Annotated in this window: 25 protein-coding genes; 10 read left to right on the top strand and 15 right to left on the bottom strand. The window is 64.1% G+C overall.

Features of this window, described 5'->3' with window-relative positions:
* The first annotated feature begins 8 nt into the window (after nucleotides 1-8).
* From CEQ44_RS25090 to purC, 3 genes are all read left to right on the top strand, one after another.
* The gene (locus tag CEQ44_RS25090) at nucleotides 9-140 is read left to right on the top strand and encodes a hypothetical protein (RefSeq protein WP_254913722.1); all 132 of its coding nucleotides are present in this window, start codon (nucleotides 9-11) and stop codon (nucleotides 138-140) included.
* A gap of 53 nt (nucleotides 141-193) precedes the next feature.
* Nucleotides 194-1222 carry a 2-hydroxyacid dehydrogenase gene (locus CEQ44_RS12265; protein WP_088182753.1) on the top strand — a complete coding sequence of 343 codons (1029 nt, stop codon included), beginning with the start codon at nucleotides 194-196 and terminating at the stop codon, nucleotides 1220-1222.
* 256 nt (nucleotides 1223-1478) lie between these two features.
* Nucleotides 1479-2267 (top strand): phosphoribosylaminoimidazolesuccinocarboxamide synthase, encoded by a 789-nt coding sequence (purC, locus tag CEQ44_RS12260; protein ID WP_088182754.1) that lies wholly within the window; start codon nucleotides 1479-1481, stop codon nucleotides 2265-2267.
* A gap of 60 nt (nucleotides 2268-2327) precedes the next feature.
* On the opposite strand, the gene CEQ44_RS12255 is transcribed toward purC, so the two are convergent.
* Nucleotides 2328-3080, bottom strand: coding sequence for a sulfite exporter TauE/SafE family protein (locus CEQ44_RS12255; RefSeq protein ID WP_088182755.1), 753 nt, complete (start codon nucleotides 3078-3080; stop codon nucleotides 2328-2330).
* A gap of 197 nt (nucleotides 3081-3277) precedes the next feature.
* On the opposite strand from CEQ44_RS12255, the gene purS reads away from it, so the two are divergent.
* Nucleotides 3278-3511, top strand: a complete 234-nt coding sequence (gene purS, locus CEQ44_RS12250; RefSeq protein WP_088182756.1) for a phosphoribosylformylglycinamidine synthase subunit PurS — start codon at nucleotides 3278-3280, stop codon at nucleotides 3509-3511.
* A gap of 3 nt (nucleotides 3512-3514) precedes the next feature.
* The gene (gene purQ / locus CEQ44_RS12245) at nucleotides 3515-4189 is read left to right on the top strand and encodes a phosphoribosylformylglycinamidine synthase subunit PurQ (RefSeq protein WP_088182757.1); all 675 of its coding nucleotides are present in this window, start codon (nucleotides 3515-3517) and stop codon (nucleotides 4187-4189) included.
* A 119-nt stretch (nucleotides 4190-4308) separates the two neighbouring features.
* Here purQ and CEQ44_RS12240 read toward each other — a convergent pair whose 3' ends face one another.
* The 5 genes from CEQ44_RS12240 to wecB all read right to left on the bottom strand — a co-directional run bounded on the left by CEQ44_RS12240 (nucleotide 4309) and on the right by wecB (nucleotide 10165).
* The gene (locus CEQ44_RS12240) at nucleotides 4309-6405 is read right to left on the bottom strand and encodes a polysaccharide biosynthesis tyrosine autokinase (RefSeq protein ID WP_088182809.1); all 2097 of its coding nucleotides are present in this window, start codon (nucleotides 6403-6405) and stop codon (nucleotides 4309-4311) included.
* 20 nt (nucleotides 6406-6425) lie between these two features.
* Nucleotides 6426-7133 carry a polysaccharide biosynthesis/export family protein gene (locus CEQ44_RS12235; RefSeq protein WP_088182758.1) on the bottom strand — a complete coding sequence of 236 codons (708 nt, stop codon included), beginning with the start codon at nucleotides 7131-7133 and terminating at the stop codon, nucleotides 6426-6428.
* 102 nt (nucleotides 7134-7235) lie between these two features.
* Nucleotides 7236-8531, bottom strand: a complete 1296-nt coding sequence (gene wecC / locus CEQ44_RS12230) for a UDP-N-acetyl-D-mannosamine dehydrogenase (protein WP_088182759.1) — start codon at nucleotides 8529-8531, stop codon at nucleotides 7236-7238.
* Nucleotides 8532-8625: 94 nt separating this feature from the next.
* Nucleotides 8626-8862 (bottom strand): hypothetical protein, encoded by a 237-nt coding sequence (locus tag CEQ44_RS12225; protein WP_088182760.1) that lies wholly within the window; start codon nucleotides 8860-8862, stop codon nucleotides 8626-8628.
* A gap of 175 nt (nucleotides 8863-9037) precedes the next feature.
* Nucleotides 9038-10165, bottom strand: a complete 1128-nt coding sequence (wecB, locus tag CEQ44_RS12220; protein ID WP_088182761.1) for a non-hydrolyzing UDP-N-acetylglucosamine 2-epimerase — start codon at nucleotides 10163-10165, stop codon at nucleotides 9038-9040.
* Nucleotides 10166-10343: 178 nt separating this feature from the next.
* On the opposite strand from wecB, the gene CEQ44_RS12215 reads away from it, so the two are divergent.
* Together CEQ44_RS12215 and CEQ44_RS24415 are read left to right on the top strand one after the other, a co-directional pair.
* Complete coding sequence (locus CEQ44_RS12215) at nucleotides 10344-11648, top strand: UDP-glucose/GDP-mannose dehydrogenase family protein (protein ID WP_088182762.1); 1305 nt, start codon at nucleotides 10344-10346, stop codon at nucleotides 11646-11648.
* Complete coding sequence (locus CEQ44_RS24415) at nucleotides 11641-11781, top strand: hypothetical protein (RefSeq protein ID WP_176401088.1); 141 nt, start codon at nucleotides 11641-11643, stop codon at nucleotides 11779-11781. Before CEQ44_RS12215 ends, CEQ44_RS24415 begins: the two co-directional genes overlap by 8 nt.
* Before the next feature lie 15 nt (nucleotides 11782-11796).
* On the opposite strand, the gene CEQ44_RS12210 is transcribed toward CEQ44_RS24415, so the two are convergent.
* A complete protein-coding gene (locus CEQ44_RS12210; RefSeq protein ID WP_088182810.1) occupies nucleotides 11797-12657 on the bottom strand; it encodes an ABC transporter permease in 861 nt (286 codons plus the stop codon).
* Between the two features lie 116 nt (nucleotides 12658-12773).
* Between CEQ44_RS12210 and CEQ44_RS12205 the strand changes: the two genes are divergently transcribed.
* The gene (locus CEQ44_RS12205) at nucleotides 12774-13469 is read left to right on the top strand and encodes a GcrA family cell cycle regulator (RefSeq protein ID WP_088182763.1); all 696 of its coding nucleotides are present in this window, start codon (nucleotides 12774-12776) and stop codon (nucleotides 13467-13469) included.
* A 71-nt stretch (nucleotides 13470-13540) separates the two neighbouring features.
* On the opposite strand, the gene CEQ44_RS12200 is transcribed toward CEQ44_RS12205, so the two are convergent.
* Nucleotides 13541-14380 carry an outer membrane protein gene (locus CEQ44_RS12200; RefSeq protein WP_088182764.1) on the bottom strand — a complete coding sequence of 280 codons (840 nt, stop codon included), beginning with the start codon at nucleotides 14378-14380 and terminating at the stop codon, nucleotides 13541-13543.
* 157 nt (nucleotides 14381-14537) lie between these two features.
* Between CEQ44_RS12200 and parE the strand changes: the two genes are divergently transcribed.
* Entirely contained in the window at nucleotides 14538-16514 is a 1977-nt protein-coding gene (gene parE / locus CEQ44_RS12195; protein WP_088182765.1) for a DNA topoisomerase IV subunit B, read from the top strand.
* Nucleotides 16515-16600: 86 nt separating this feature from the next.
* Complete coding sequence (locus tag CEQ44_RS12190) at nucleotides 16601-17842, top strand: serine hydrolase (protein WP_088182766.1); 1242 nt, start codon at nucleotides 16601-16603, stop codon at nucleotides 17840-17842.
* Here the strand turns inward: CEQ44_RS12190 and CEQ44_RS12185 are convergent.
* The 7 genes from CEQ44_RS12185 to leuB all read right to left on the bottom strand — a co-directional run bounded on the left by CEQ44_RS12185 (nucleotide 17823) and on the right by leuB (nucleotide 23309).
* Nucleotides 17823-18233, bottom strand: coding sequence for a hypothetical protein (locus CEQ44_RS12185; RefSeq protein WP_218821577.1), 411 nt, complete (start codon nucleotides 18231-18233; stop codon nucleotides 17823-17825). The two genes, CEQ44_RS12190 and CEQ44_RS12185, sit on opposite strands and share 20 nt — an antisense overlap.
* 21 nt (nucleotides 18234-18254) lie before the next feature.
* Nucleotides 18255-19046 (bottom strand): LysR family transcriptional regulator, encoded by a 792-nt coding sequence (locus CEQ44_RS12180; protein WP_088182768.1) that lies wholly within the window; start codon nucleotides 19044-19046, stop codon nucleotides 18255-18257.
* Nucleotides 19043-19441, bottom strand: coding sequence for a Co2+/Mg2+ efflux protein ApaG (apaG, locus tag CEQ44_RS12175; RefSeq protein ID WP_088182769.1), 399 nt, complete (start codon nucleotides 19439-19441; stop codon nucleotides 19043-19045). Before apaG ends, CEQ44_RS12180 begins: the two co-directional genes overlap by 4 nt.
* A gap of 32 nt (nucleotides 19442-19473) precedes the next feature.
* Entirely contained in the window at nucleotides 19474-20682 is a 1209-nt protein-coding gene (locus CEQ44_RS12170; protein WP_088182770.1) for a PLP-dependent aspartate aminotransferase family protein, read from the bottom strand.
* Nucleotides 20679-21677, bottom strand: a complete 999-nt coding sequence (locus tag CEQ44_RS12165; protein ID WP_088182771.1) for a threonine dehydratase — start codon at nucleotides 21675-21677, stop codon at nucleotides 20679-20681. Before CEQ44_RS12165 ends, CEQ44_RS12170 begins: the two co-directional genes overlap by 4 nt.
* 87 nt (nucleotides 21678-21764) lie before the next feature.
* Entirely contained in the window at nucleotides 21765-22142 is a 378-nt protein-coding gene (locus tag CEQ44_RS12160; protein WP_373438191.1) for a hypothetical protein, read from the bottom strand.
* A gap of 123 nt (nucleotides 22143-22265) precedes the next feature.
* Entirely contained in the window at nucleotides 22266-23309 is a 1044-nt protein-coding gene (leuB, locus tag CEQ44_RS12155; RefSeq protein WP_088182773.1) for a 3-isopropylmalate dehydrogenase, read from the bottom strand.
* Between the last annotated feature and the right edge of the window lie 54 nt (nucleotides 23310-23363).

Below are 23363 nucleotides of genomic sequence, written 5' to 3'. Positions count from 1 at the left end.
CGTTGCCAATGACAGAGGACGACGACGAACCCCGCGGCCTGATCGCCGCCATGCGCGCCCGATCGGGCGTCATCATAGCGGCGGTGGGCATGGTGGCGTGGGCGGCGCTATTGTGGGCGATGTTCGGGGACGTATTATAGTTTATAGTCTTTGGGTCAGGCCATGTGGCACCCCTGCATGAGGAGCCAAGATCCTGCCACAGTCCCCGACCCAGATCATCGTTTTCGGCACGCGGGCATATGATCGGCACTGTCTGACGCGCGCGAACGCAACCCAAGGTTTCGACCTGCGCTTCATCGACGCGCCGCTGACAAAGGACACGGCCGGGCTGGCCGCCGGGGCGCAGATCGCCTGCCTGTTTGTCAACGACATGGCGGACCGCCCTGTGCTCGAACTATTGGCGAAAGCGGGCGTCAGGCTGGTGGCGCTGCGCTGCGCGGGCTATAATAATGTCGATCTTGCCGCCGCGCAGGCGCTCGACATCGCGGTGGTGCACGTGCCTTCCTATTCGCCGCACGCCGTATCAGAATTCACGATCGGCCTGCTCCTGTCGCTGGAGCGCAAGATCCATCGCGCCTGGTCACGCGTGCGGGACAATAATTTCGCCCTGGACGGCCTGGTCGGCCGCAACCTGCACGGCCGCGTCGCAGGCGTCGTGGGCACGGGCCAGATCGGCGCGCTGGTCGCGCGCGCGCTGCGGGCGGGCTTTGGCTGCGACGTGCTGGCCAGCGATCCCGTGGTAGATCAGGGTTTGGTGGATATCGGGGTGCGCTATGTCGATCGCGCGGAACTGCTGCGCAGCGCGGACATCATCACGCTGCACTGTCCGCTCACCCCGGACACCCGTCACCTGATCGATGCCGCCGTCCTAGCGAATGCGCGCCCCGGCCTGACCATCGTCAACACCAGCCGCGGCGCCCTCATCGACGCCAGCGCGCTGATCGACGCGCTCAAGCTGCGCCGCGTGGGGGGCGTCGCGCTGGACGTCTATGAGCAGGAGGCGGGGATATTCTTCGACGACCTATCGGACGAGATTGTCGATGACGAGGTTCTGCAACGCCTGCTGACCTTCCCCAACGTGCTGATGACCGGGCATCAGGCCTTTCTGACGGACGAAGCGCTGGCCGCCATCGCCCAGACTACCCTGCAAAGCGTCGGCGACTTCGTGGCGGGGCGTCCGCTGGCGCATCGCCTGTCAGCGCCACAGCCGCGTCCCGACTAGGCCGATGAGCGTGGCCAAGGCAGACCGCCCCTTCCAATTGCACGGCCATGCACTTTGCTCTATGGGCCGCCCTAGCAGCCCCGGCACCCGCTGATCCTTTTCGATTCGCGTTTGCCGGGGCGCAATCTTTTCTAGATCGGCTTTCAATCCGATTGAGTCAGATCGACCGATCTAGAGTGTTGGTTTTACGCGGTTTCCGAGCCATCAGATGATATCATCTGACTAGAAATCGCTCTAAGATAAGTCAGGAACGCGCATGGCCCGTCGCCGCCAGATTTACGAAGGCAAGGCAAAGATCCTTTATGAAGGCCCGGAACCGGGCACGATCATCCAATATTTCAAGGATGACGCCACCGCCTTCAACGCGCAGAAGAAGGGCACGATTTCCGGCAAGGGCGTGCTGAACAACCGGATTTCCGAGCATATCTTCACCCTGCTCGGCCAGATCGGCGTGCCGACCCACTTTATCCGCCGCCTCAACATGCGCGAACAACTGGTCCGCCAGGTCGAGATCATCCCGATCGAAGTCGTGGTGCGCAACGTCGCCGCCGGATCGCTCAGCAAGAAGCTGGGGATCGAGGAAGGCACACAGTTGCCCCGCACGCTGATCGAATATTGCTACAAGGATGATGCGCTGGGCGACCCGCTGATCTCCGAAGAGCATATCGCCTGTTTCGGTTGGGCGACGCAGGACGAGATGCACGACATCGCTGACATGGCGATCCGCATCAACGACTTTATGTGCGGCCTGTTCGCCGGCATCGGCATCCGTCTGGTCGACTTCAAGCTGGAATTTGGTCGGCTTTATGATGGCGATTACAGCCGCGTCATCTTGGCCGACGAGATCAGCCCCGATGGTTGCCGCCTGTGGGACATGGTGACCAACGAGAAGCTGGACAAGGATCGCTTCCGCCGCGACCTGGGCGGTGAAGTCGAAGCCTATCAGGAGGTTGCGCGCCGCCTTGGCCTGCTGCCCGAAGGGCTGGACACCACTGTCCTGGACCTCGACACGCATCGCAAGAAGCGCGAAAAAGAAGAAGGCTGATCCGTCGGCCCGAAGGATAAACGCCCGGCGAAGCACCATGCTTTCGCCGGGCTTTTCCTATCAGCCGATCAGCGCGTCAATTATCAGCTTGATGCCCAGCAGCACCATCAGCGCATAGATGAGCGTATAAAAGCGCGCCGGATCGACCCGCCGCACCAGCGCGACGCCGGCAAAGGTGGACAGGATCGCCACCGGCGCCAGCATCGCTGTCGCCATCAGATTGGCATGGGTGAACTGTCCCAGCGCGGCATAGGCGGGCAGCTTCATCCAGTTCATCGCGGCAAAGGCCAGCGCGGTTGTGCCGACCAGCGTATCGCGCGGCAACCGCTTGGGCAGCACCCACATTTGGAAGGGCGGCGACCCGGCATGGGCGATATGGCTGGTGAAACCGCTGCCGATCCCGAACAAAAAGCCGACCCAGCCGGGCGAATTCGATGGTAGCACCACGGCCTTGCCGCGCTCGATCCACAGACGCTGCAAGCCGAACAGCACGGAAATCGCGCCGAGCACGCCCAGCACCGCGGTTTCTGACACCTGCGCGGCGAACATATAGCCCAGGCCGATGCCGACCGCCGCGCCCGGCAGCATGACCTTGAGGATGCCGCCATCCCAGCTGTGGCGATAGACCCAGACGCTGACAACATCCTGGAGGATCAGGATCGGCAGCAGGATGGCCGCCCCGCGCACTGGATCGACGGCGAGCGCCATCACCGGCATGGCGAGCGCGCCGATCCCGGCGAAGCCGCCCTTGGCGAGGCCCGCAAGGACGACAGCGATGATGGCGCAGATATAATAGAAGAGATCGGGGTTCATGCCGGTCGTTTAGGTGATGCGCGCCCGGATGAGAATGGACGATTTGGCCCCATGGCGCGCTGTCCACTATTGGCGCGCTGGCCGCAAACCCAGTCATAATGGCTTGCCTACGCGCGCTGCCGCGCTTAGGGGGTGCGGCAAAGTTCGGCCGTGCGCATTTCGCGCGGCGCCAGTCGATTCCAAGGAGTCAGCGTCCCATGAAAGCCCGCATCTTCGTCACTCTTAAGGGCGGTGTCCTCGACCCCCAGGGCCGGGCCATCCACCATGCGCTAGACGGGCTGGGCTTTGGCGGGGTCAACGACGTGCGCGCCGGCAAGCTCATTGAACTGGACCTGGCCGACGACACCAGCGACGAGGATATCGACGCCATGTGCCGCAAGCTGCTGGCCAACACGGTGATCGAAAACTACCGCATCGAAAAGGTCGCCTGAGCGATGAAGAGCGCCGTCATCGTCTTTCCGGGCAGCAATTGCGACCGCGACCTGGCGGTGGCGTTCGAGGCTGCGACCGGTAAGAAGCCCGCCATGGTGTGGCACCGCGACACCGAATTGCCCGACGACATCGACCTGATCGGTGTGCCGGGCGGCTTTTCCTACGGCGATTATCTGCGGTCCGGCGCAATGGCCGCCCGGTCGCCAGTGATGCAGGCGGTAGCCAAGGCGGCTGACCGCGGCGCTTTCGTGCTGGGAATCTGCAATGGTTTCCAGGTCCTGACCGAAAGCGGCCTGCTGCCCGGCGCGCTGCTGCGCAATGCCGGCGGCCATTTCGTCTGCCGCGACGTTGCACTGACGATCGAGAATGCGCAGAGCGCCTTCACCAGCCGCTATGCGGCGGGCGAAGCAATTACCTATCCAGTCGCGCATCATGACGGCAATTATTTTGCCGACGATGCGACGTTGGACCGGCTGGAAGGCGAAGGTCGCGTGGCGCTGCGCTATGCCGAGAGCGTTAACGGTTCCGCCCGCAACATCGCTGGCATATTGAACGATGCAGGCAATGTGCTGGGCATGATGCCGCATCCAGAGCGCGTGATCGAGCCGGCCCATGGTGCGACCGACGGAAAGCGGCTGTTCCAGGGGCTGGTCGAAGGCCTGATGGCGCGGGCGTAAGCGCTCTTTCCCTGTTGATGATAGTAAAACAGCGCCGCCCTTTGGGATGGCGCTGTTGTCATTTTAAGCCAGTAAGAGCCTTCGACAGGAGCAGGCCGAGCGGATTTTGAGAGTGGCTATCACCCGCCGCGGTGATAATCATAATCCATGGCGCGGCCCTGCTGCTTGGTCAGAATGGCGCCGACGATCGCGCCGCCGCTACGCCGCAGCCGCTCCACCGCCGCGCGCAGGCCGCCATGATGATTACGCCCCCATTCGACCACCAGCAAGCTGGCCTGCGCTTTGGCCGCCAGCAGGGGCGCATCAGCGATCCCCAGGATCGGCGGGGCATCGATCAGCACCGTGTCGTAGCGGTCGCGCACGGCCGCAAGCAGGCTGTCGAGCGCCGGGGTGGACAGCAGTTCCGACGGATTGGGCGGCAGCGTGCCGCAAGGGAGCAGAGCCACGCCGGTAACGCCGGTGTCCACGATCACATCCTGCGCCATGGCCTGACCGGTCAGCACTTCGCTGATGCCGCGCGCGGGTGCGAGGCGGAACAGGCGGTGTTGCACCGGGCGGCGCATGTCGCCGTCCACCACCAGCACGGACTTGCCAAGGGCAGCCAGTGCGAGCGCCAACGCATGGAGGGTCAGCGACTTGCCCTCCCCTTCCTGCGCACTGGTGACCAGAATGGATTTCGGCAGGCCGTCGGCCGACGCCAGCAGCAGCGAGGCTGCGATCGGCGTAAAGATTTCGGATGGCTGGGGATTGTCGCCGGTGACCGGCACCGCACCAAGCAGGGGCAGCCCGACCCGTTCGGCCAGCGTGTCGGCGGAAGTCACGGCGTCGTCGAACATGTGTCGCGCCGCTACCAGCAGCAGGCCCAGCGCCAGCCCGCCGAGCGACGCCAGCAACAGGATGACGCCGATGCGTGGGGAAAAAGGCCGCGTCGGCACGGCCGCCCGGTCCAAGGGCTGGATGCGGCCGGCCTGAAAGCCCGCCTGCGACGCCATGTCGCGATAACGCTGGAGCAGGCTGTCATGCAGCATGCGATAGGTATCGACCGAACGTTCCATGATGCCCATTTGGACATCTCGGCCCTGCTCCACCTGCGCCTGCTGTTCGAGCTGCGCGATTTCCTTGGCGATCTGGTCCTCGCCGCGCACCGCCACGGCATATTGCTCGCGCAGCGACGCGCGGATCGTGTTGGCCATGGAGTCGGCCTGTTCATCCAACGCCGCGAGCCTCGCCCGCGCCTCGCGCATTTCGGGATGGGCGTCCTTGCGGAACTGCCGTTCCTCGGCGACCGCCGCGCGGGCCTGCGCCCGGTCGGCCATGATTTGCTGCATCGCGCCGTTGCCCAGCACTTCGGGCAGCGTATCGGCGCTGGCGCGCCGCGCGCTTTCCCACCGTTTTTGCGCCGCGATGCGGTCGGCCGCGGCCTGCGCGCGGAAGGCGTTGAGTTGTGCCAGACGGGTGGCCAGCGAGCCGTCCGGCGCGGCCGGTTTGGCGGGTTTGCTGTCCTCACCCGGCTGCGTCGGCGCACTGTTACGAGCCGCATAGACGGCCAGATCGCGCTCGGCCCGCGCCAGATCGTTGCGCGCGCCGTCCAGCTCGCCCAGCAGGAAGCGGCGGGCCTGTACGCCGGATTCAAAGCCGCGCTTGAGGTCTGCGCGGATCAGGCTGTCGGCATAGCTGTTGGCCACACGCGCCGACAACACCGGATCGGCGCTGACGAAGCTGATGCGCAGCACGCGCGACTTGCCGGGCAGTTCGACTTCCAAGTTGTCGCGCAACAGCCGCACGACCATGTCCTGTTCCACCTGGCGTTGCGACAATGTGCCGACGCCCTCCGCGGGACGGATCTGGTCCATGCCCTTGAAGAAGGTCGGCGTGCCGACCAACGATAGATCGCGCGCGACCTCTTCCGCCAGCGCCCGGCTGCGCAAGACCTCCAATTCGGTCTGCATGAGCGTCTCGGTGTCGTTGGTCGTACCCGCGCGCTGGGCGGCGGCGGAACCAGCCGCGCCGGCCGGCACATCCTCCACCTCGACCGAGGCGGTGGCGCGATAGTCGGGGGTCGAGGTCAGGATGAAGAGCGCGCCGGCCAGCAAGCAAAGCGCCATGGTGACGAACAGGATGACGCGGTGGCGGCGCAGCACCAGCCAGCAGCGCTGCGCGGCGGCAGCGAGGCGGGCGTTGAACCCTGCTCCGCTGCTATCCGCATCATCGCGCATCGGAAAAGCCGGCAGTCCCATCAGTGATTTCCATCCAGCGCGATGAATCCGGTGGCGAGCGCAGGCAGGGCCAGCAGCGCGCCGCCCACTATGGCCTTGGCGCGCGACAGGCCGACAATGACCATGTCGCCCGGCAGGATTTCTGGATCGGACGCACGCCCCTTGCGAATAGCGGACAGGTCGAACAGCGCCGCCTGCCGCTGGCCATCCAGTTGACGTATGACGACGACCTGATCGAGGCCGGCGAGCCGGGTCGGCCCCTTCGCCAGGGCGACCGCCTGCAACAGGGTCAGCCGCCCTTCGACCGGATAGAGGCCGGGTTCGCGCACTTCGCCATCCAGCGTGACGCGGCGACCCACGGCCTTCTTCACAAACAGCGTGACCTGCGGCGAGACCAGATAGCGTTCGCCCAGCCGCCCCGCGATCACGTCGCCTGCTTCGCTGGCGGTCAGTCCCGCAACCGACACGTCGCCCACCAGCGGCATGCGGATCATGCCAGCCGCTGTGACCTGCGCATCTTCCAGCGACAGGCCGGGCTCATGATAGACTTGAATACGCAGCACATCGTCGGGCGCAATGCGATAATCCATCCCGATGGCAGGTGGCGGCGGGATCGCCGCATAGGCGGCCTCGCCCCGCGGCGCATCCTCCACGGTCGCGCACGCGCCCAGCAGCGCGCAGGCGGCGAGCGCTGCAATCGATCCTTTGATGCTGTCCCCGCGCTTCATCCGCGCTCCCGCCCCGACTTACCCCAGATGAGGCCGGGGGTTAACGGCGCGGCACGGTGATGGCAACCACGGACGGGACAGGCCGAATGGACCCGCCAGCCGTCAGACAGCGAGACGGTCGGGCGCCGGCTGCGCCAGGCGGCGCGGCTGATCGGGCCAGATTCCACGTGTGTCATAGACAGCCTTGCCGGCGCGTTCATCGACGGGGACGGATTTGAACATGTCATGATCGACTAGAATGACGAAAACGCCGCATTGTTCCAGTGCCGTATCGAGATCGATCAGTTCGGCCCCCGTTCCGGCAAATTCCATGGGTAGCGCCTGGGCATAGGGTTCGACCAGCTTGATACGGCGGCCGTAACGACGCGCCAGTCGCGCGGCGACCTTCACCGCGGGACTTTCGCGGAAGTCGTCGATATTGGCCTTGAAGGCCAGGCCGAGGCAGGCGACGTCTTCGCCGCCGAAGCTGTCGATCATGTCCGATGCCTTGGCCACGACATAATCGGTCTTGCCATCATTCACTTCGCGCGCGGTGCGGATGATGCGGGCATTTTCCGGGTCGCCATGGACGATGAACCAGGGATCGACCGCGATGCAATGGCCACCGACACCGGGACCGGGCGACAGGATATTGACGCGCGGATGGCGGTTGGCGAGGCGGATCACCTCCCACACGTCGATGTCCATATTCTCCGCAATCACCGACAATTCATTGGCGAAGGCGATGTTGACGTCGCGGAAGCTGTTTTCGACCAGCTTGACCATTTCGGCCGCGCGGGCGGTGGTGGTGATGCAGGCGCCGCGCACGAACTGGCGATAAAAGCCCAGCGCCTTGCGCGCGCAACGAGGCGTGATGCCGCCGATGCAGCGATCATTGTCGATCAGTTCAACGAGGATGCGCCCCGGCAGCACGCGCTCAGGGCAATAGGCGATGGCGATGTCGCCCTGCGTCCCCTGCCCTGGCATTTTGAGGTCGGGACGGATGGTGCCGATCACGTCGCGCATCGCTTCGGTCGTGCCGACGGGCGAGGTTGATTCAAGGATTACCGTATCGCCGGCCTTGAGCACCGGGGCGATCGTGCGCGCGGCTTTAAGGACATAGGAAATGTCTGGCGCGCGATCTTCCGATACCGGGGTCGGCACGGCGATGATGAAGACGTCGCTTTCCTCGACTTCCAGGCTGGCGCGCAGGTTGCCGCGTGCGACCACGCCCTGGACCAGGCCGTCCAGGTCGACTTCCTCGATATGGACGCGGCCGCTATTGACCGTTTCGACCACATGGGCGGAAACATCGACGCCCACCACCTGCGCGCCGCCACGCGCAATGAGCGCGGCGGTCGGCAGGCCGATATAGCCAAGGCCAATGACGGAAACCTTTTGCTTGGCGTCGACGGGCATGAGGCGGACAATCCTTCAAACGGTGAATTCGCCCGCTTTTGTGCCCGGAAATGCTGAAGATTTCGGTAACGCTCCGGTTACCTTGCTCTAACCCCTAGCGATAACGAGGCAAAGGCTGGCGCGCCATGTGCATGGGTGAGCGCACGACCGGCGTGGTGATGATCTTGGTCTTCATTAATGTGCGGATGCGATCGGCGCCATCGGGATTGAGCAGAACGACACGGGTGCCGCCCGATGACAGGGGTTCGATGGTCGAAATGGCGATGGCGTGACGCGTGCAGAGCGCTGTGACATCATCCACGGGCGCGTTCAGATTGATGGCGCGGCTCATGCGGACGGCCCCGTCAGGCACAGGGTGACGTTGGCGCGAATCGAGAAGGTCATGAGACAGGCTCCTTGCGTGGCAAGCGGGAGCGCGATCTGTCTCTCGGTCGTAGCGAATGCTTGCAGGCAGATTTCGCGGCGATGCCGTCGCCTAGCAGATGCCGCCCGCAACGTCGCTGCTTTTATTCCGTCAACGTGGCCCCAGCACCAATCACCGCGGCGATTCGCGCCGCCGCCTGGCCATCGCCGAAGGGATTATGGGCCCGCGCCATCGCCTGATAGGCATCTTCATCGTCCAGCAACGCCAGCACCTCTCGCACGATACGGTCGCGGTCCGCGCCGACCAGCCGGGCCGTACCCGCCTCCACGCCTTCGGGCCGCTCGGTCGTCTCGCGCATCACCAGCACCGGCTTGCCCAGCGAGGGCGCTTCCTCTTGCACGCCGCCGCTGTCGGTCAGCACGAGGTAGCACATGTCGAGCAAGCGAACGAAATGCGGATAGTCGAGCGGCTCGATCATCGCGACATTGGGCAGGTCGCCGAGCACGGCGTCCATTACCGGACGGACATTGGGATTGGGGTGAACGGGGAAGATCACCGCCACGTCGGGGCGCGTGGCGATATCGGCGATCGACTGCGCGATCGCCTCCATCCCGCCGCCGAAATTTTCGCGCCTATGGCTGGTGACGGCCACGATTCGCTTGTCGGCGAAGCGCGCGGCCAGACCATCCAGCCCGCTGGCCAGCGCCGGTTCCGCCAACAGCCGATCGCGCGTGGCCAGCAGCGCGTCGATCACGGTGTTGCCGGTGACGTGGATGCTGGCGGCGTCACGGCTTTCACGGAGCAGTGCGTCTGCCGCGGCCTGGGTCGGCGCAAAATTCATGTCGGCGATACAGGCGACGACGCGGCGGTTCACTTCCTCCGGCCACGGATGATGGATGTCGCCGCTACGCAGGCCGGCCTCGACATGGGCGACCGGAATCTTGCGGTAATAGGCGGCCAGGCTGGCGACCATGGTCGTCAGCGTATCGCCATGGACGACGATGCGGTCCGGCTTTTCCGCGTCGAATGCCTTGCCCAGTTCCACGATCAGTTTGGCGGTCAGCCCGTCCAGCGTCTGGTTGGGGACCATAACGTCCAGATCGATGTCCGGCACGATCCCGGCAATCGCCAGCACTTGGTCCAGCAAGCCGCGATGCTGCGCCGTCACGATGACGCGCGTGTCCACGCCTGGCTGCGCGCGCAGCGCATGGATAACCGGGAACATTTTGATCGCTTCGGGCCGCGTCCCGAACACCAGCGCTACTTTCACATTTGCTCCTTCGCGTGCCGTTACCTGCCGTGCGGCGGTATCATCGTGTGGCAGAAATTGGTAACCAGCGGCTGAACGCCATGGTCACAACGGCCGCTGCAATGCAGCGAATTGAAATATATGCGGCCTATGATAGAGGTCCGCTTAATCACCACGCCTTACGGAGCTCAACAAATCCATGAAAATCACGATGATCGGCACGGGTTATGTTGGGCTTGTATCAGGAGCCTGTTTTGCGGATTTCGGTCATGACGTGGTGTGCGTGGACAAGGATGCCGGCAAGATCGCGGCGATCGAGGCCGGGCGGATGCCGATTTTCGAGCCGGGGCTGGACAAGCTGGTAGGCGATAATGCCGCATCGGGTCGGCTGACCTTCACCACCGATCTGGCCGCCGGGGTGAAGGGCGCGGACGCGATCTTCATTGCGGTGGGTACGCCCTCGCGCCGGGGCGATGGCCATGCCGATCTGTCCTATGTCTATGCGGCGGCGCGGGAAATCGTAGAGGCACTGGACGCGCCCGCGGTGATCGTGACCAAATCGACGGTGCCGGTGGGCACCGGCGACGAAGTCGAGCGGATCGCGCGTGAATTGAAGCCCGACCTTGATATACAGGTCGTGTCCAACCCCGAATTCCTGCGCGAAGGCGCGGCCATCGGCGACTTCAAGCGGCCCGACCGCGTCGTGGTGGGCACCACGGGCAGCGAGCGCGCGATCGCGGTGATGAGCCAGGTCTATCGCCCGCTCAACCTGAACCAGGCGCCATTGATGTTCACCGGCCGCCGCACTGCCGAGCTCATCAAATATGCCGCCAACGCCTTCCTGGCGACCAAGATCACCTTCATCAACGAGATGGCCGACCTGTGCGAGGCGGTCGGCGCAGAAGTGCAGGACGTGTCACGCGGCATTGGCCTGGACAACCGCATCGGCAGCAAGTTCCTGCACGCAGGGCCAGGCTATGGCGGTTCCTGCTTTCCCAAAGATACGCTGGCGCTAGTCAAGACCGGCCAGGATTATGACACCCCGATCCGCATCGTCGAGACGGTGGTGCAGGTCAACGACCTGCGCAAGCGGGCGATGGGCCGCAAGATCGTCAAGGCGATGGGCGGCGACGCCCGTGGCAAGACGGTCGCGTTGCTGGGCCTGACCTTCAAGCCCAATACCGACGACATGCGCGACGCCCCCAGCCTCGCCATCGTCCAGGCATTGGAAGACGCCGGCGCGGAGATCGTCGCCTATGATCCCGAAGGCATGGACATCGCCGCGCCGATGATGCCGAACGTCACCATGGCCAAGGACGCCTATGAAGCCGCCCGAGGCGCCGATGCGGTTGTGCTGGTCACCGAATGGGACATCTTCCGCGCGCTCGACCTTAAGCGCCTCGCTGCGACCATGAACGGCACGGCGCTGATTGACCTGCGCAACATCTATCCCGCCGAAGAGATCGCAACCGCCGGCCTTGCGCTGTCCCGCGTCGGTGGATGAGCAGAAGGCGGGGCGTCCTGACGACGCCCCGCTTATTCGCCATCACTGGCCCCGCCTGCATCACTGGCTGATCGCAGCGGCTATGCTGTTCGCGATGGGGATCGCCGTCCCGCTCTTTGCCGCCTTCATCTGAGGTGGCGGCAACGGATCAGGCCTTGATCTTCCAACCGCGTTTGAGCAGCATATAGCATAGCCCGCCGAATATTAGGTTCAGCCCCAGCAGCACGCTGCTGCCCACCACGACATTGATGTCCGCCGCCGCGACGAAGCCGTAGCGGAAGCCGGAGATGATGTAGAAGAAGGGATTGGCGTGGCTGATCGCCTGAAATGCGGGGGGCAGCCGGTCGATCGAATAAAAGGTGCCCGACAGCAGCGCGAGCGGTCCGATCACGAAATTGGTGATCGCGGCGCCATGATCGAATTTTTCGGCCCAGATTGATGTCAGCACACCGAAGAACGCAATGAAGCTGGTGCCAAGCAGGCCGAACCAGGCGACGGCCCATAGATGCGCGGGCGTGACATGGACGCCGGGCCACAAGGCCATGGCCAGCCACAAAGCGAAGCCGACGAACATCGCGCGCGTGACGGAGGACGCGACCAGTGCGAACAGCAATTCACCCACGGCTATCGGCGGCATCAGATAATCGACCAGCGTGCCCTGCACCTTGCCCACCATCAAAGCGAAGCTGGCATTGGCGAAACAGGCGTTGATCATGCCCATGATGATCAGGCCCGGCGCGATGAAGTCGGCGAAAGGCACTGCTTCGCCACGCAGCATCACCGTCCGTCCACTGCCGCCCAACGCGACGATGAAGATCACCAGGAACATCAGCGTCGTGATCGCCGGCGCCCAGACGGTCTGGAGCTGCACCTTCAAAAAGCGTCGCACTTCCTTGGCGTAGAGTGCCCAGGTGCCCGCCCAGTTGATGTTGCGAATCTGCGGTACCCCCGGTTCGGGGAAAGGCGGCTGGACCGCAGGCATGGCGTGAATTTTGGGCTGGTCGTTCATGATGGGATCGACTATCGGCTGGTGCGTTATGCCGCAAGGGGTAAGGTCCAAGGATTTGAACCAGCGGCGCGGCTTCCCATATAGGAAGTCATAGACGATTTGTGAGGAGTTTTTCATTGTCCTGGACCGACGAGCGTATCGACCAGCTCAAGGGGATGTGGGAGCGCGGCCTGACCGCCAGCCAGATCGCCGATGAGCTTGGCGGCGTCAGCCGCAATGCGGTGATCGGCAAGGCGCATCGCCTGGGCCTGCAATCCCGCCCTTCGCCGGTCAAGGCGAACGAAGCGCCCAAGAAGGCCGCCGCCCCCGCGCCCCGCAAGGCCGCGCTCGCCCCGGACGTGGAAGCGCCCCGCGCCGCTGCGCCTGTCGCGTCGGCTCCTGCGCCTGCCCGCGCCCCCGTTGCCCCGCCGGCAGCGCCTGCGACACCGGTGCCGGCCGCGCCAGTCGCTACCGACGCACCGCCCCCGCCGCCGCAGCCGCGCATCATTTCGGTCGGCCCTGGCGGCTTCCTGCGCCAGGGTCCGGGCGACCAGCAGGCGCCCATCCCGCCCGCCCCGCCCCGCCGCCTGGTGCCGGCCAAGCCGAGCGCGGAGATTGCGGACAAGACGACGCTGCTCGACCTGACCGAACGGATCTGCAAATGGCCGATGGGTCATCCGGGCGAACCGGACTTTCATTTCTGCGGCGAGCAGGTGAACCCCGGCTTCCCTTATTGTGTCGAACATTGCGGCCGCGCCTATCAGGCGCAACTGCCGCGCGGCACGCGCCGCCCGCCTCCGCCCCTGCCCTTTGGCGGTCCGCGGGTCCGCTAAACGCTTACGCCAGATGTTAAAAAAGCCCGGCTTCCTGGTGGAAGCCGGGCTTTTTTAGCTGTTGGCTATCATCAGAAGCGATAGCTGGTCGTGATCATGACGCTTTGTGTATCAAACTTGTCGCCACGGTTGATGCTGGCGCCGCCTGACGGGGTGATGCGAAAGGGGTTGGTCGCGGGCGCCGTACCTGCGCCGACATCGACGCGATAGTCGTCGGCATTATAGCGAGTCCAAAGATAGCGAGCGCCGATCGAGAAATTGCTCGACACCTTCGCCTCGATACCGCCGCCCATATTCCAGCCCCAAGCGTCTTCCTTGCTGTCAACGGACGTGAAGCTGTTGGCCGCGTTGCTGGTGGTGAAATTGTTCTTCACCTTCGCGTAGGACAGGCCGCCGGTGATATAGGGCATGATGCCGCCGGGGGTGGTGTAACCCAAGCGCGCACGCAGATTTGCGTTCCAGTCGATTTTGCGGCGCATGGTGTAGAAAGCTGGGGTGGTCGAATATTCACTGACCTTGTCATCGATGTAGGACTTGCCGCCTTCGGCAACCACGCCTGCGACGATGCTGCCGAACTGGCGATCATAGCCGACATGGCCCATCCAAGCGATCGCATCCTTGTCGCCATCGCAACCGCTGGCTGGGGTCGATCCCCGTGCCGCGCCGCCGCATGTGCCGGGGGAAAAGGCGTTCGCGCCCGTGGTCGTACGAATGACGTCATTATAATCGCCATCCGCATCGGTATCGAACCGTAGATGTTCGTTACCGTCCTTCTTCTGCCAATTATAGCCGAAAGAACCGCCGATATAAGGGCCGGTCCAATCGACGCCCGCGCTGTCTTGGGCGACCGCCGGCATTGAGAAAGCCATGGCCAAGGTTGCACCGAGCGGCGCGATAAAGGTTAGCTTCATAAGATTATCTCCTCATCATATGGAGAATAATCTCCACATTCCGGCCGCTAACGATCGAGACCGAAAATTTGTTGCAGCGCACTTTGTAAGTTTTGATTGCCACTGTGCTTTATGCGCAACGCTTGCGCCTGCCGCGCGCCCGCTTATAGCTTGTGCCATGTCCGAAGACCTGTTCGCCGCCAACACCTCCGCCGCCCCACAATATGACGCTTCCACCATCGAGGTGCTTGAAGGGCTGGAGCCGGTGCGTCGCCGCCCTGGCATGTATATCGGCGGCACCGATGAACGCGCGCTGCATCACCTGGCGTCCGAAGTGCTAGACAACAGCATGGACGAAGCCGTGGCCGGCCACGCGACGAGGATCGAAGTGATGCTGGAAGCCGGCAACAAGCTGACCATCATCGACAATGGCCGCGGCATCCCGGTGGATGCGCATCCCAAATTCCCTGGCAAATCGGCGCTGGAGGTCATCATGACCACGCTCCATTCTGGCGGCAAGTTTGAAGGAAAGGCCTATGCCACATCGGGCGGCCTGCATGGCGTGGGGATTAGCGTGGTCAATGCGCTATCGACCGACACGGTGGTCGAAGTGGCGCGCCACAAGGAACTGTTCAGGCAGAAATTTTCCCGGGGCCTGCCCGTTACGACGCTGGAAAAGGTCGGCGCGGCGCCCAACCGGCGCGGCACGTTGGTCAGCTTCGTCCCTGACACCGAAATTTTCGGCGAACAGAAATTCAAGCCCGCCCGGCTCCATCGCCTGGCCCGGTCCAAAGCCTATCTGTTCGCGGGCGTCGAAATTCGCTGGAAATGTGATCCTTCGCTTATCAGCGATGATACCCCGGCGGAAGCGGTGTTCCAGTTTCCCGGCGGCCTGGCGGATCATCTGAAGGAACAGGTGGCCGACCGCGATTGCGCGACCAGTGTCTTCTTTTCCGGCAATCAGGATTTTCCGGGTACCGCAGGCCGCGTAGAATGGGCGGTCGCCTGGCCGCTCTGGTCGGATGGCAGCTATAGCTGGTATTGCAACACCATTCCGACCCCCGATGGCGGAACCCATGAAGCGGGCCTGCGCACCGCGCTGGTCAAGGGCATCCGCGCCTTTGCCGAATTGATCGGGCAGAAGAAGGGTAAGGATATTACCGCCGACGACATCATGACGTCATCGGAAATCATGCTGTCGGTCTTCATCCGCGATCCCCAGTTCCAGAGCCAGACCAAGGACCGGCTGACCAGCCCCGACGCCGCGCGGCTGGTGGAAAATGCGGTGCGTGATCATTTCGACCATTATCTGACCGACCATATGGACCGTGGCAAGGCGCTGCTCGCCTATGTGCTCGACCGGATGGACGAGCGCTTGAAGCGCAAGCAGGAGAAGGAGGTCAAGCGCAAGACCGCGACCAACAGCCGCAAGCTGCGCCTTCCCGGCAAGCTGACGGATTGTTCGAACGACGACCCGGAAGGCGCTGAAATCTTTCTAGTCGAAGGCGATTCTGCAGGCGGTTCGGCCAAGCAGGCGCGCGACCGCAAGACCCAGGCGATCCTGCCCCTGCGCGGCAAGATATTGAACGTCGCGTCGGCCAATAACGCCAAGATCCTGGCCAATCAGGAAATCGCCGACATGATCCTGGCGCTGGGCTGCGGCACGCGCAAGGATTGCAACCCGGACCATCTGCGCTACGAACGCATCGTCATCATGACCGACGCCGACGTCGACGGCGCGCACATCGCCACGCTACTCATGACCTTCTTCTTTCAGGAAATGCCCGAACTGGTGCGGCGCGGCCATCTCTATCTGGCCCAGCCGCCGCTCTATCGCATCGTGTCGGGCGGCAAGAGCCTTTACGCCAAGGATGATGCCCATCGCGAAGCGTTGATGGCCAAGGAGTTCAAGGGCAAGAAGGTGGAGGTCAGCCGCTTCAAGGGACTGGGCGAAATGAACCCCATGCAACTGCGCGAAACGACCATGGACCCCAAGAGCCGGATGCTGATCCGCATCACCCTGCCCGACGATGTCGAGGACCGGGCGCAGGTGCGCGATCTGGTCGACCGGCTGATGGGCACCAACCCTGCCCATCGCTTCGCCTTCATCCAGGAAAATGCAGCGGCGGTGGACGAGGAAGCGATCGACGCTTGAATAGGGCCATGGTCCGTCAGAAGCGTGCTCCTGCGAAGGCAGGAGCACGCTGTGCTCGGCTCATTGTCCTGCTATTCCTGTCCGTCATGGCCTTATTCCCTTCCTCTTCCCGCGCCACGCCCTCAACCGCCTATCAGGCCCGCGCCGAACAATTGCTGCGCATCCTAAGCGCCCCCGGCGGCGAGGAGGCCTATTTCTCCACTCTCTTTCTCGACGCCGTGCCGGTCGATCGCTGGCGCGTGATCGCCGCTGACCTGCGCGCCCAGCATGGCGAACCGCTGGCGCTCGGCGCAGTGCGCACCGACAGCGCCACCGCAGGCCAGGTCGAAATCCATTATGAACGCGCCACCGTGGGTTTTACCCTGGTAGTCGCGCCGCAGGCGCCTCATCTGGTCGTCGGCCTGCATATCGTGGGCGCCCGCACCGCCAATGACAGCCTGGACAAGGTCATGGCGGACATTGCCGCCCAGCCCGGCACCGCAAGCTTTGCGATCGCCCAACTGACGAATACGGGCCCGCAGTTACTGCGCGCCCACCGCGCTGACGCGCAGATGGCGACCGGCTCCAGCTTCAAACTCTATATCCTGGCCGAACTGGCGCGCGCGACAGCGGCGCGGGAGCGGCGCTGGACCGATGTCGTGCCGCTTGGTCCAAAGAGCTTTTCCGGGCGGCTGATGAATTGGCCCGACCGCGCGCCGATGACACTGCACAGCCTGGCGACCGCGATGATCGCCGAAAGCGACAATAGCGCAAGCGATACGCTGTTAGCGGCGTTGGAACGCGATCTGGTGGACGCTATGGTGGCGACGACCGGTCATGCCGATGTGGCCAAGGCGCTGCCGGTTCTAAGCACCGCCGAAGCCTTCGCGCTCAAAATGCCCGCCAATGCCGACCTGCGTCGGCGCTACGAAGCGGGATCGCTTGCCGACCGCCGTGGACTGCTGCGCGATGCGGCGTCACGCCTTACCGCCGACAAGGTGGATGTAGGCAGCGTCGCCGAAATACCCACCGCGATCGACAGCATCGAATGGTTCGCATCGCCAAAGGACATGATCGGCCTGCTCGACTGGCTGCGCCTTCATGGTGGCGACGCGCTGCCGATCCTGGCGGTCAATCCCGGCATCCCCCCCGCGGATGCGAAACGCTGGCGCTATCTGGGTTATAAGGGCGGCAGCGAACCCGGCGTGATGGCGATGAACATGCTGGCGCAGGCGCAGGACGGGCGATGGTATGGGGTTAGCGCCAGTTGGAACAACTCCGCCGCGCGGCTGGAAGAACCAAAGCTGGTGGCGCTGATGACCAGGGCGCTTAACTTGCTGGCTGAATAGGGTTTGGCCTCTCTGCCGACGCGGGATCATACTCTTCCGCCAACCATGTCTGCGCCTCTTCCATGGCGAGGAATACGCGCACTCTGGGATGGACCAAAGTCCGTTCCGCCTGTGCCCTGTTCAATTGGCTGCCAACGACCACCGCCGTTCGTCCGCTGGTCAGCGTCATGCCGCCGCGCATGATGCCGGCGAGCAGATCGGCAACTTCGTTCGACTGCACCGGAAAATCGAACGATTCGACGATGACGTTGAAATCGTCACGGATCGCCCTGGCCTGATGGGCCTTCAATCCCACCTCTTTGGCGAGAGCGACAACATTGTCCGGCTTCCAGAAGCCTTCGACCTTCATGGTCAGGCAATTGGTTCGGGGGTCATAATTTACGTGAAACATCTCAGTCCCGATTGAAGCGACTTAGGCCGTCAACGCCTCGACCAGTGCCTTGACCTTTTTCTGCCGCCACTGGGGCAGCGGCGCGATCAGCCAATAGGCGAGCAGCGTCGGCGTCGTGTCACCGACCTGTCGCACCCGGCCCGCCGCCAGATCCGCCTGCGCCAGCAGCAACGGCACGCGGGCGCGGCCAAACCCGCTGATCGCCGCCTCGATCGCAAGGCCACCGTCGGCGACACGGATGATTGCGGGCTTGTCGCCCGCCGGGCATCCGGGCCAGTCGATGCGATGATCGGGGCCGCCGGCCGCCGCCTCGACCGTGACATAAGCGGCTTCGCCGATCTTCACGCCTTCATGCTCGCCCGCGCCATCGGCCAGCCGTATCGCGATGTCGAGATTGGCCTCGGTGAAGTCGAGCGCTTCGTCCGCGGCTATGAGTTGGAACGTCAGGTCCGACTGGCCGGCGGCATAGGCGGCCAGGCGCGGCTGGAGCCATTTGCCGGTGATGTCGCGTGGCGCAGCGATGGTCAGCGCGTGGCTGGACTGCCCCGCCTGCATCGCCCGCACGGCTTCCTCAAACTCCAGGAAGCCGGCGCGCAACGCGTCGAGGCCCGCCTCCGTCTCCGGGGTCAGTTCCAGCCCCTTGGGCGTGCGGCGGAACAGGACGACGCCCAGCATATCCTCCAGCGCGCGGATCTGCTGCCCCACGGCGGCGGGCGTCACCGCCAGTTCGTCGGCGGCACGGGTGAAGGACAGGTGCCGGGCGGCCGCGTCCAGCACGCGCAGGCCGTTGAGCGGCAAATGGGTCCGCTTCATTCGGCCACCGCGGGCGCAATCAGGGCGAAATGGGGGATCGCCACATCGAACGTCTCGCCGCCGACACCGATCATGCGATAACTGCCCTTCATCGACCCGGTCGGCGTATTGAGCGGGCAACCCGATACATAATCATAGCTTTTCCCCGGCTGCACCACCGGCTGTTCCCCAACCACGCCGTCGCCATCGACCATATGCTGCGCGCCGCGCCCATCGGTGATGATCCAGTGGCGGGTCAGGAGTTGCACCGGCTGGTCGCCCTGATTTTCGATGCGGATATGGTAGGCCCAGAACCAGCGGCCCCGATCCGGCTCCGACTGTTCGGGTAGGAAGGTGACCGCGACATGGACGATGATGTCCCGCGTGGTGGCGTGGAAGGGGAAGAGTGCGTTCACGTCTCAGAAATGCGCCCTAACCCCCTCATCCGTCAACGCCCTATCGACCGCAGCGCCTGATCGAGGTCGGCGATGACGTCGTCCGCATCCTCCAGACCTACATTGAGGCGCAGCATGTCTTCGGTGATGCCGACTTCCAGCCGCGCGGCTTCCGCCATGCCGAAATGGGTGGTGGAGGCCGGATGAGTCATCAGCGAACGCGAATCACCGATATTATTGCTGATATCGACCAGTTCCAGGCCGTTGAGCAGGCCGTGCGCTTCCGCCCGGCCGCCACCGACATAAAGCGAGAAGATCGGCCCGGCCAAATCCATCTGGGACATGGCAAGGGCGTGCTGGGGGTGGCTTGGCAGACCTGGATAAAGGACTTTGGCCACGCGGCTTTCCAGAAATGTCGCGACCTTGAGCGCATTTTCGCTCTGGCGGCGGATGCGCAGGTCAAGCGTCTCCAGCCCCTTGAGCACTACCCAGGCGTTGAAGGCGGCCAGCGTCGGGCCGGTGTTGCGGTGGAAGGGCAACAGCACATTGTCGATCCAGTCGCGCGTGCCGCAGATCGCGCCGGCCAGGACGCGGCCCTGCCCGTCCATCATCTTGGTCGCGCTATAGGCCACGACGTCCGCGCCGAAGTCCATCGGCCGCTGCAAGGCGGGCGTGGCGAAGGCGTTGTCCACGACGCTGGTGATGCCATGCGCCTTCGCAATGGCGCACACCGCCGCAAGATCGACGATGTCCATCGTGGGGTTAGCGGGCGTTTCGAAGAAAAAGACCTTGGTATTGGGGCGGATCGCCGCTTCCCAGGCGGCAGTGTCGCTGCCGTCGATCGTCGTCGTCTCGATCCCGAATTTGGGCAGCAGCGTATCGGTCAGCCAGCGGCACGAGCCGAAGGCGGCCTTGGCGCCCACGACATGATCGCCCGCCGACAATTGGCACAGCAAGGCCGCCGTCATCGCGGCCATGCCGGTAGCGGTCGCGCGGCACGCCTCCGCCCCTTCGAGCAAAGCTATACGCTGTTCCAGCATCTCCACGGTCGGGTTCTGAAGCCGCGAATAGGTCATGCCGACCTGCTCGCCGGCGAAGCGCGCGGCAGCGTCTTCCGCCCGATCATAGCTATAGCCGCTGGTCAGAAACAGGGCTTCGGACGTCTCGCCATATTCGCTGCGCGCCGTGCCACCCCGGATCGCCAGCGTCGCAGGCTTCCAGTTCTTGGTGATGTCAGGATTCTGACCGCTTTTCCGCTTCATATCGCTTTCCGCATGTCCATCGTCACTTGCGGCGTGGCGCCGCCCAATATCTCAGCCATCTGGCTCATGTCGCCATTACCGCCCGACAGGATAACCGCAACCTTCTTGCCGCGCATCGCATCCTTTTCCTGCATGAGCGCGGCCAAGGCAACGGCGCCTGCCCCTTCGGCCAGATTATGCGTGTCCTGCCAGTAGATGCGGATCGCCTGCGCCACTTCATCATCGGTGACGCCGACGAAGCGGTCGGCGCGCGGCCCGAAATAGTCGAGCGCCGCCTGAATCGGGGTGCACACGGCGACACCATCGGCAAAGGTGTGGGCGGTGGGGCTGGACACCAGTCGTCCGGCTTCGAAGCTGCGCTTGGCCGCATCGACATGGGCGGAAACGACGCCGACGACTTTGACCTTGAGGCCGAGCGCGTCACGCGCCGCGATGGTGCCGCACAGGCCCGATCCGCAGCCAACCGGGACATAAACGGTGTCGAGGTCAGGCACCGCGTCGAACAGTTCCAAGCCGTAGCTGGCTACGCCGCGGACCAGTTCGTCATGATAGGCCGGGACCATGAACAGGCCTTGCTCGGCTGAGAGGCGGATCGCTTCCGCCTTGGCGCTGTCGAAATCATGGCCATGTTCGATCAGGGTCGCGCCGAACGCGCGCATCGCCGCGTTCTTTTCCAACGCGTTGCCATGGGGCACGACGATGGTGGCGGCGATGCAGGCGGCGGTGGCGGCGCGCACCTGCGCCTGGCCATGATTGCCGCGGGTGGCCGTGATGATGCCCTTCACATGCGGGTGAGTGCGCCGCAGCCAGTCGATATAGGTGATCGCGCCCCGCGCCTTGAACGCGCCGGTAGGCGTATGATTCTCATGCTTGACCCACAGGTCGCAACCGGACCGCCGGCCCAGCAACGGCCAGGCATATTGCGGGGTCGGCGGCACCTGAGCATGGATCATGTCGGCGGCGGCGCGGAGGCTGTGCAGAGAGAAGTCGTTCATCCCGCCGCGCTAATCGTTAAGCCAGGCATGGGACAGGACCGATGCTTCGCAATTGGCCCTGTAAGTGGCCCTTCCCCACCAGGCCGATCAGGCCGCCCGGCGCGGCGCTTCCGCCATGAGTGGATGCAGATGCCGCTCCTCCCACGCCATGCGGTCGAGAAGACCCTGCTGCAATGCCAGCACGGCGTCGCGATAGCCCTGCCAGTCCCGTTCGATCTGCGCGGGCGTCCAGTGCTTGATGTGGTCGCTGTAGCGCAGGAACAGCGCGACGATCGCACGGCTGTGCTCCCGCGCCACCGGGTCGGCCTGAACCGCCATCGGTCCGGCCCGCAAGGCGACGACCATCGCGTCTTCCCGGCCCATATGATCGCGGAATAATTGCGAGAAGGCGATGCGCCTGCGGGTGATGTCCGGCAGCGCCTCCGGTCCGTGGGCGCGCATGACGTGCGCGAATTCCCGCATCATGCCCCGCAAGGCATCATGGTCCTGTTTCAATTCCATCAACATTCTGCGTCCCCATTTTTGTTTAGATCGGTCTGCGAACGCAAAAGTTAAGGAAATTTCCCCGCTATGCGACGAACGGAGCGGTCAGAGCACCGCAAGGACGGCGTCGCCCATCGCCACGGTCGACATGGTTCCGCCCAGGTCGGGCGAGCGTGCGCCGTTGGCCAGCGCCTTCGCCACCGCGGTTTCGATCCGGTCAGCCTGTTCGGGCAGACCCAGCGAATAGCGCAGCATCATCGCCGCCGAGAGGATCGTCGCCAGCGGGTTGGCCTTGCCGGTGCCGGCGATGTCGGGGGCGGAGCCGTGGATCGGCTCGTACAGGCCCTGGCCGGTGCCGTTGAGCGTGGCCGACGCCAGCATCCCGATGGAGCCGACGCACATGCTCGCCTGATCCGAAAGGATGTCGCCGAACAGGTTGCCGGTGACGATGACGTCGAACTGGCCGGGGTTGCGGACCAGCTGCATCGCGGCGTTATCGACATACATGTGACTCAATGCGACGTCGGGATAATCGGCCGACACTTCGATCACGACGTCGCGCCACAATTGGCTGGTTTCCAGCACATTGGCCTTGTCCACCGAACAAAGCTTGCCGCGGCGGGCGCGGGCGGCCTGGAAGCCGGCATGGGCGATGCGCCGCACTTCGGCTTCGTTATACGACATGACATCATAGCCTTCGCGCAGGCCGTCGGCGGTGGTGCGAAAGCCCTTCTCGCCGAAATAGACGTCACCATTGGTTTCGCGGACGATCAGCAGGTCGATGGCGCTGGCGACTTCGGGGCGCAGCGCGGATTCGTCGGCCAGTTCGGGAAAGACCTTGGCGGGGCGCAGGTTGGAGAAGAGGCCCAGTGCCTTGCGCAGGCCCAAAATCGCCTGTTCGGGGCGCAGGTGGCGCTCCAGAGAATCGCAGTCGGGATCGCCCACCGCGCCGAACAGGATAGCGTCCGCACGGTGCGCGATCGCCAGCGTTTCAGGGGGCAGCGGATGGCCGACTGCCTTATAGGCCGCGCCGCCGACCAGCCCGTCTTCATAGGTCAGGCCGGGGATCGCCAGCGCGTCAAGCACGCGGACGGCCTGCGCCACGATTTCGGGACCGATGCCGTCTCCGGGGAACAGGGCGATCAACATGGCGAGACTCCTTATAGTGCGTGCCTGATATTGCGTGGCTGATATGACGTGGCT

The organism is Sphingobium sp. Z007 (assembly GCF_900013425.1).
GTDB lineage: Bacteria > Pseudomonadota > Alphaproteobacteria > Sphingomonadales > Sphingomonadaceae > Sphingobium.
The sequence above is the reverse complement of the archived record's forward strand: the minus strand, read 5'-3'. Positions and strand labels throughout refer to the sequence as shown.

Coding starts and splice junctions, on each gene's coding strand:
- CEQ44_RS12255 (WP_088182755.1), bottom strand. CDS start 3,080: ATGAACCCCGATCTCTTCTATTATATCTGCGCCATCATCGCTGTCGTC.
- CEQ44_RS12170 (WP_088182770.1), bottom strand. CDS start 20,682: ATGAAGCGGAAAAGCGGTCAGAATCCTGACATCACCAAGAACTGGAAG.
- purC (WP_088182754.1), top strand. CDS start 1,479: ATGGCCCGTCGCCGCCAGATTTACGAAGGCAAGGCAAAGATCCTTTAT.
- leuB (WP_088182773.1), bottom strand. CDS start 23,309: ATGTTGATCGCCCTGTTCCCCGGAGACGGCATCGGTCCCGAAATCGTG.
- CEQ44_RS12215 (WP_088182762.1), top strand. CDS start 10,344: ATGAAAATCACGATGATCGGCACGGGTTATGTTGGGCTTGTATCAGGA.
- CEQ44_RS12225 (WP_088182760.1), bottom strand. CDS start 8,862: ATGAGCCGCGCCATCAATCTGAACGCGCCCGTGGATGATGTCACAGCG.
- CEQ44_RS12210 (WP_088182810.1), bottom strand. CDS start 12,657: ATGAACGACCAGCCCAAAATTCACGCCATGCCTGCGGTCCAGCCGCCT.
- purS (WP_088182756.1), top strand. CDS start 3,278: ATGAAAGCCCGCATCTTCGTCACTCTTAAGGGCGGTGTCCTCGACCCC.
- CEQ44_RS12200 (WP_088182764.1), bottom strand. CDS start 14,380: ATGAAGCTAACCTTTATCGCGCCGCTCGGTGCAACCTTGGCCATGGCT.
- wecC (WP_088182759.1), bottom strand. CDS start 8,531: ATGCCCGTCGACGCCAAGCAAAAGGTTTCCGTCATTGGCCTTGGCTAT.
- CEQ44_RS12185 (WP_218821577.1), bottom strand. CDS start 18,233: ATGTTTCACGTAAATTATGACCCCCGAACCAATTGCCTGACCATGAAG.
- CEQ44_RS12240 (WP_088182809.1), bottom strand. CDS start 6,405: ATGCGCGATGATGCGGATAGCAGCGGAGCAGGGTTCAACGCCCGCCTC.
- purQ (WP_088182757.1), top strand. CDS start 3,515: ATGAAGAGCGCCGTCATCGTCTTTCCGGGCAGCAATTGCGACCGCGAC.
- CEQ44_RS12160 (WP_373438191.1), bottom strand. CDS start 22,142: ATGATGCGGGAATTCGCGCACGTCATGCGCGCCCACGGACCGGAGGCG.
- CEQ44_RS12180 (WP_088182768.1), bottom strand. CDS start 19,046: ATGAAGCGGACCCATTTGCCGCTCAACGGCCTGCGCGTGCTGGACGCG.
- CEQ44_RS12190 (WP_088182766.1), top strand. CDS start 16,601: ATGGCCTTATTCCCTTCCTCTTCCCGCGCCACGCCCTCAACCGCCTAT.
- CEQ44_RS12165 (WP_088182771.1), bottom strand. CDS start 21,677: ATGAACGACTTCTCTCTGCACAGCCTCCGCGCCGCCGCCGACATGATC.
- CEQ44_RS12235 (WP_088182758.1), bottom strand. CDS start 7,133: ATGAAGCGCGGGGACAGCATCAAAGGATCGATTGCAGCGCTCGCCGCC.
- CEQ44_RS25090 (WP_254913722.1), top strand. CDS start 9: ATGACAGAGGACGACGACGAACCCCGCGGCCTGATCGCCGCCATGCGC.
- parE (WP_088182765.1), top strand. CDS start 14,538: ATGTCCGAAGACCTGTTCGCCGCCAACACCTCCGCCGCCCCACAATAT.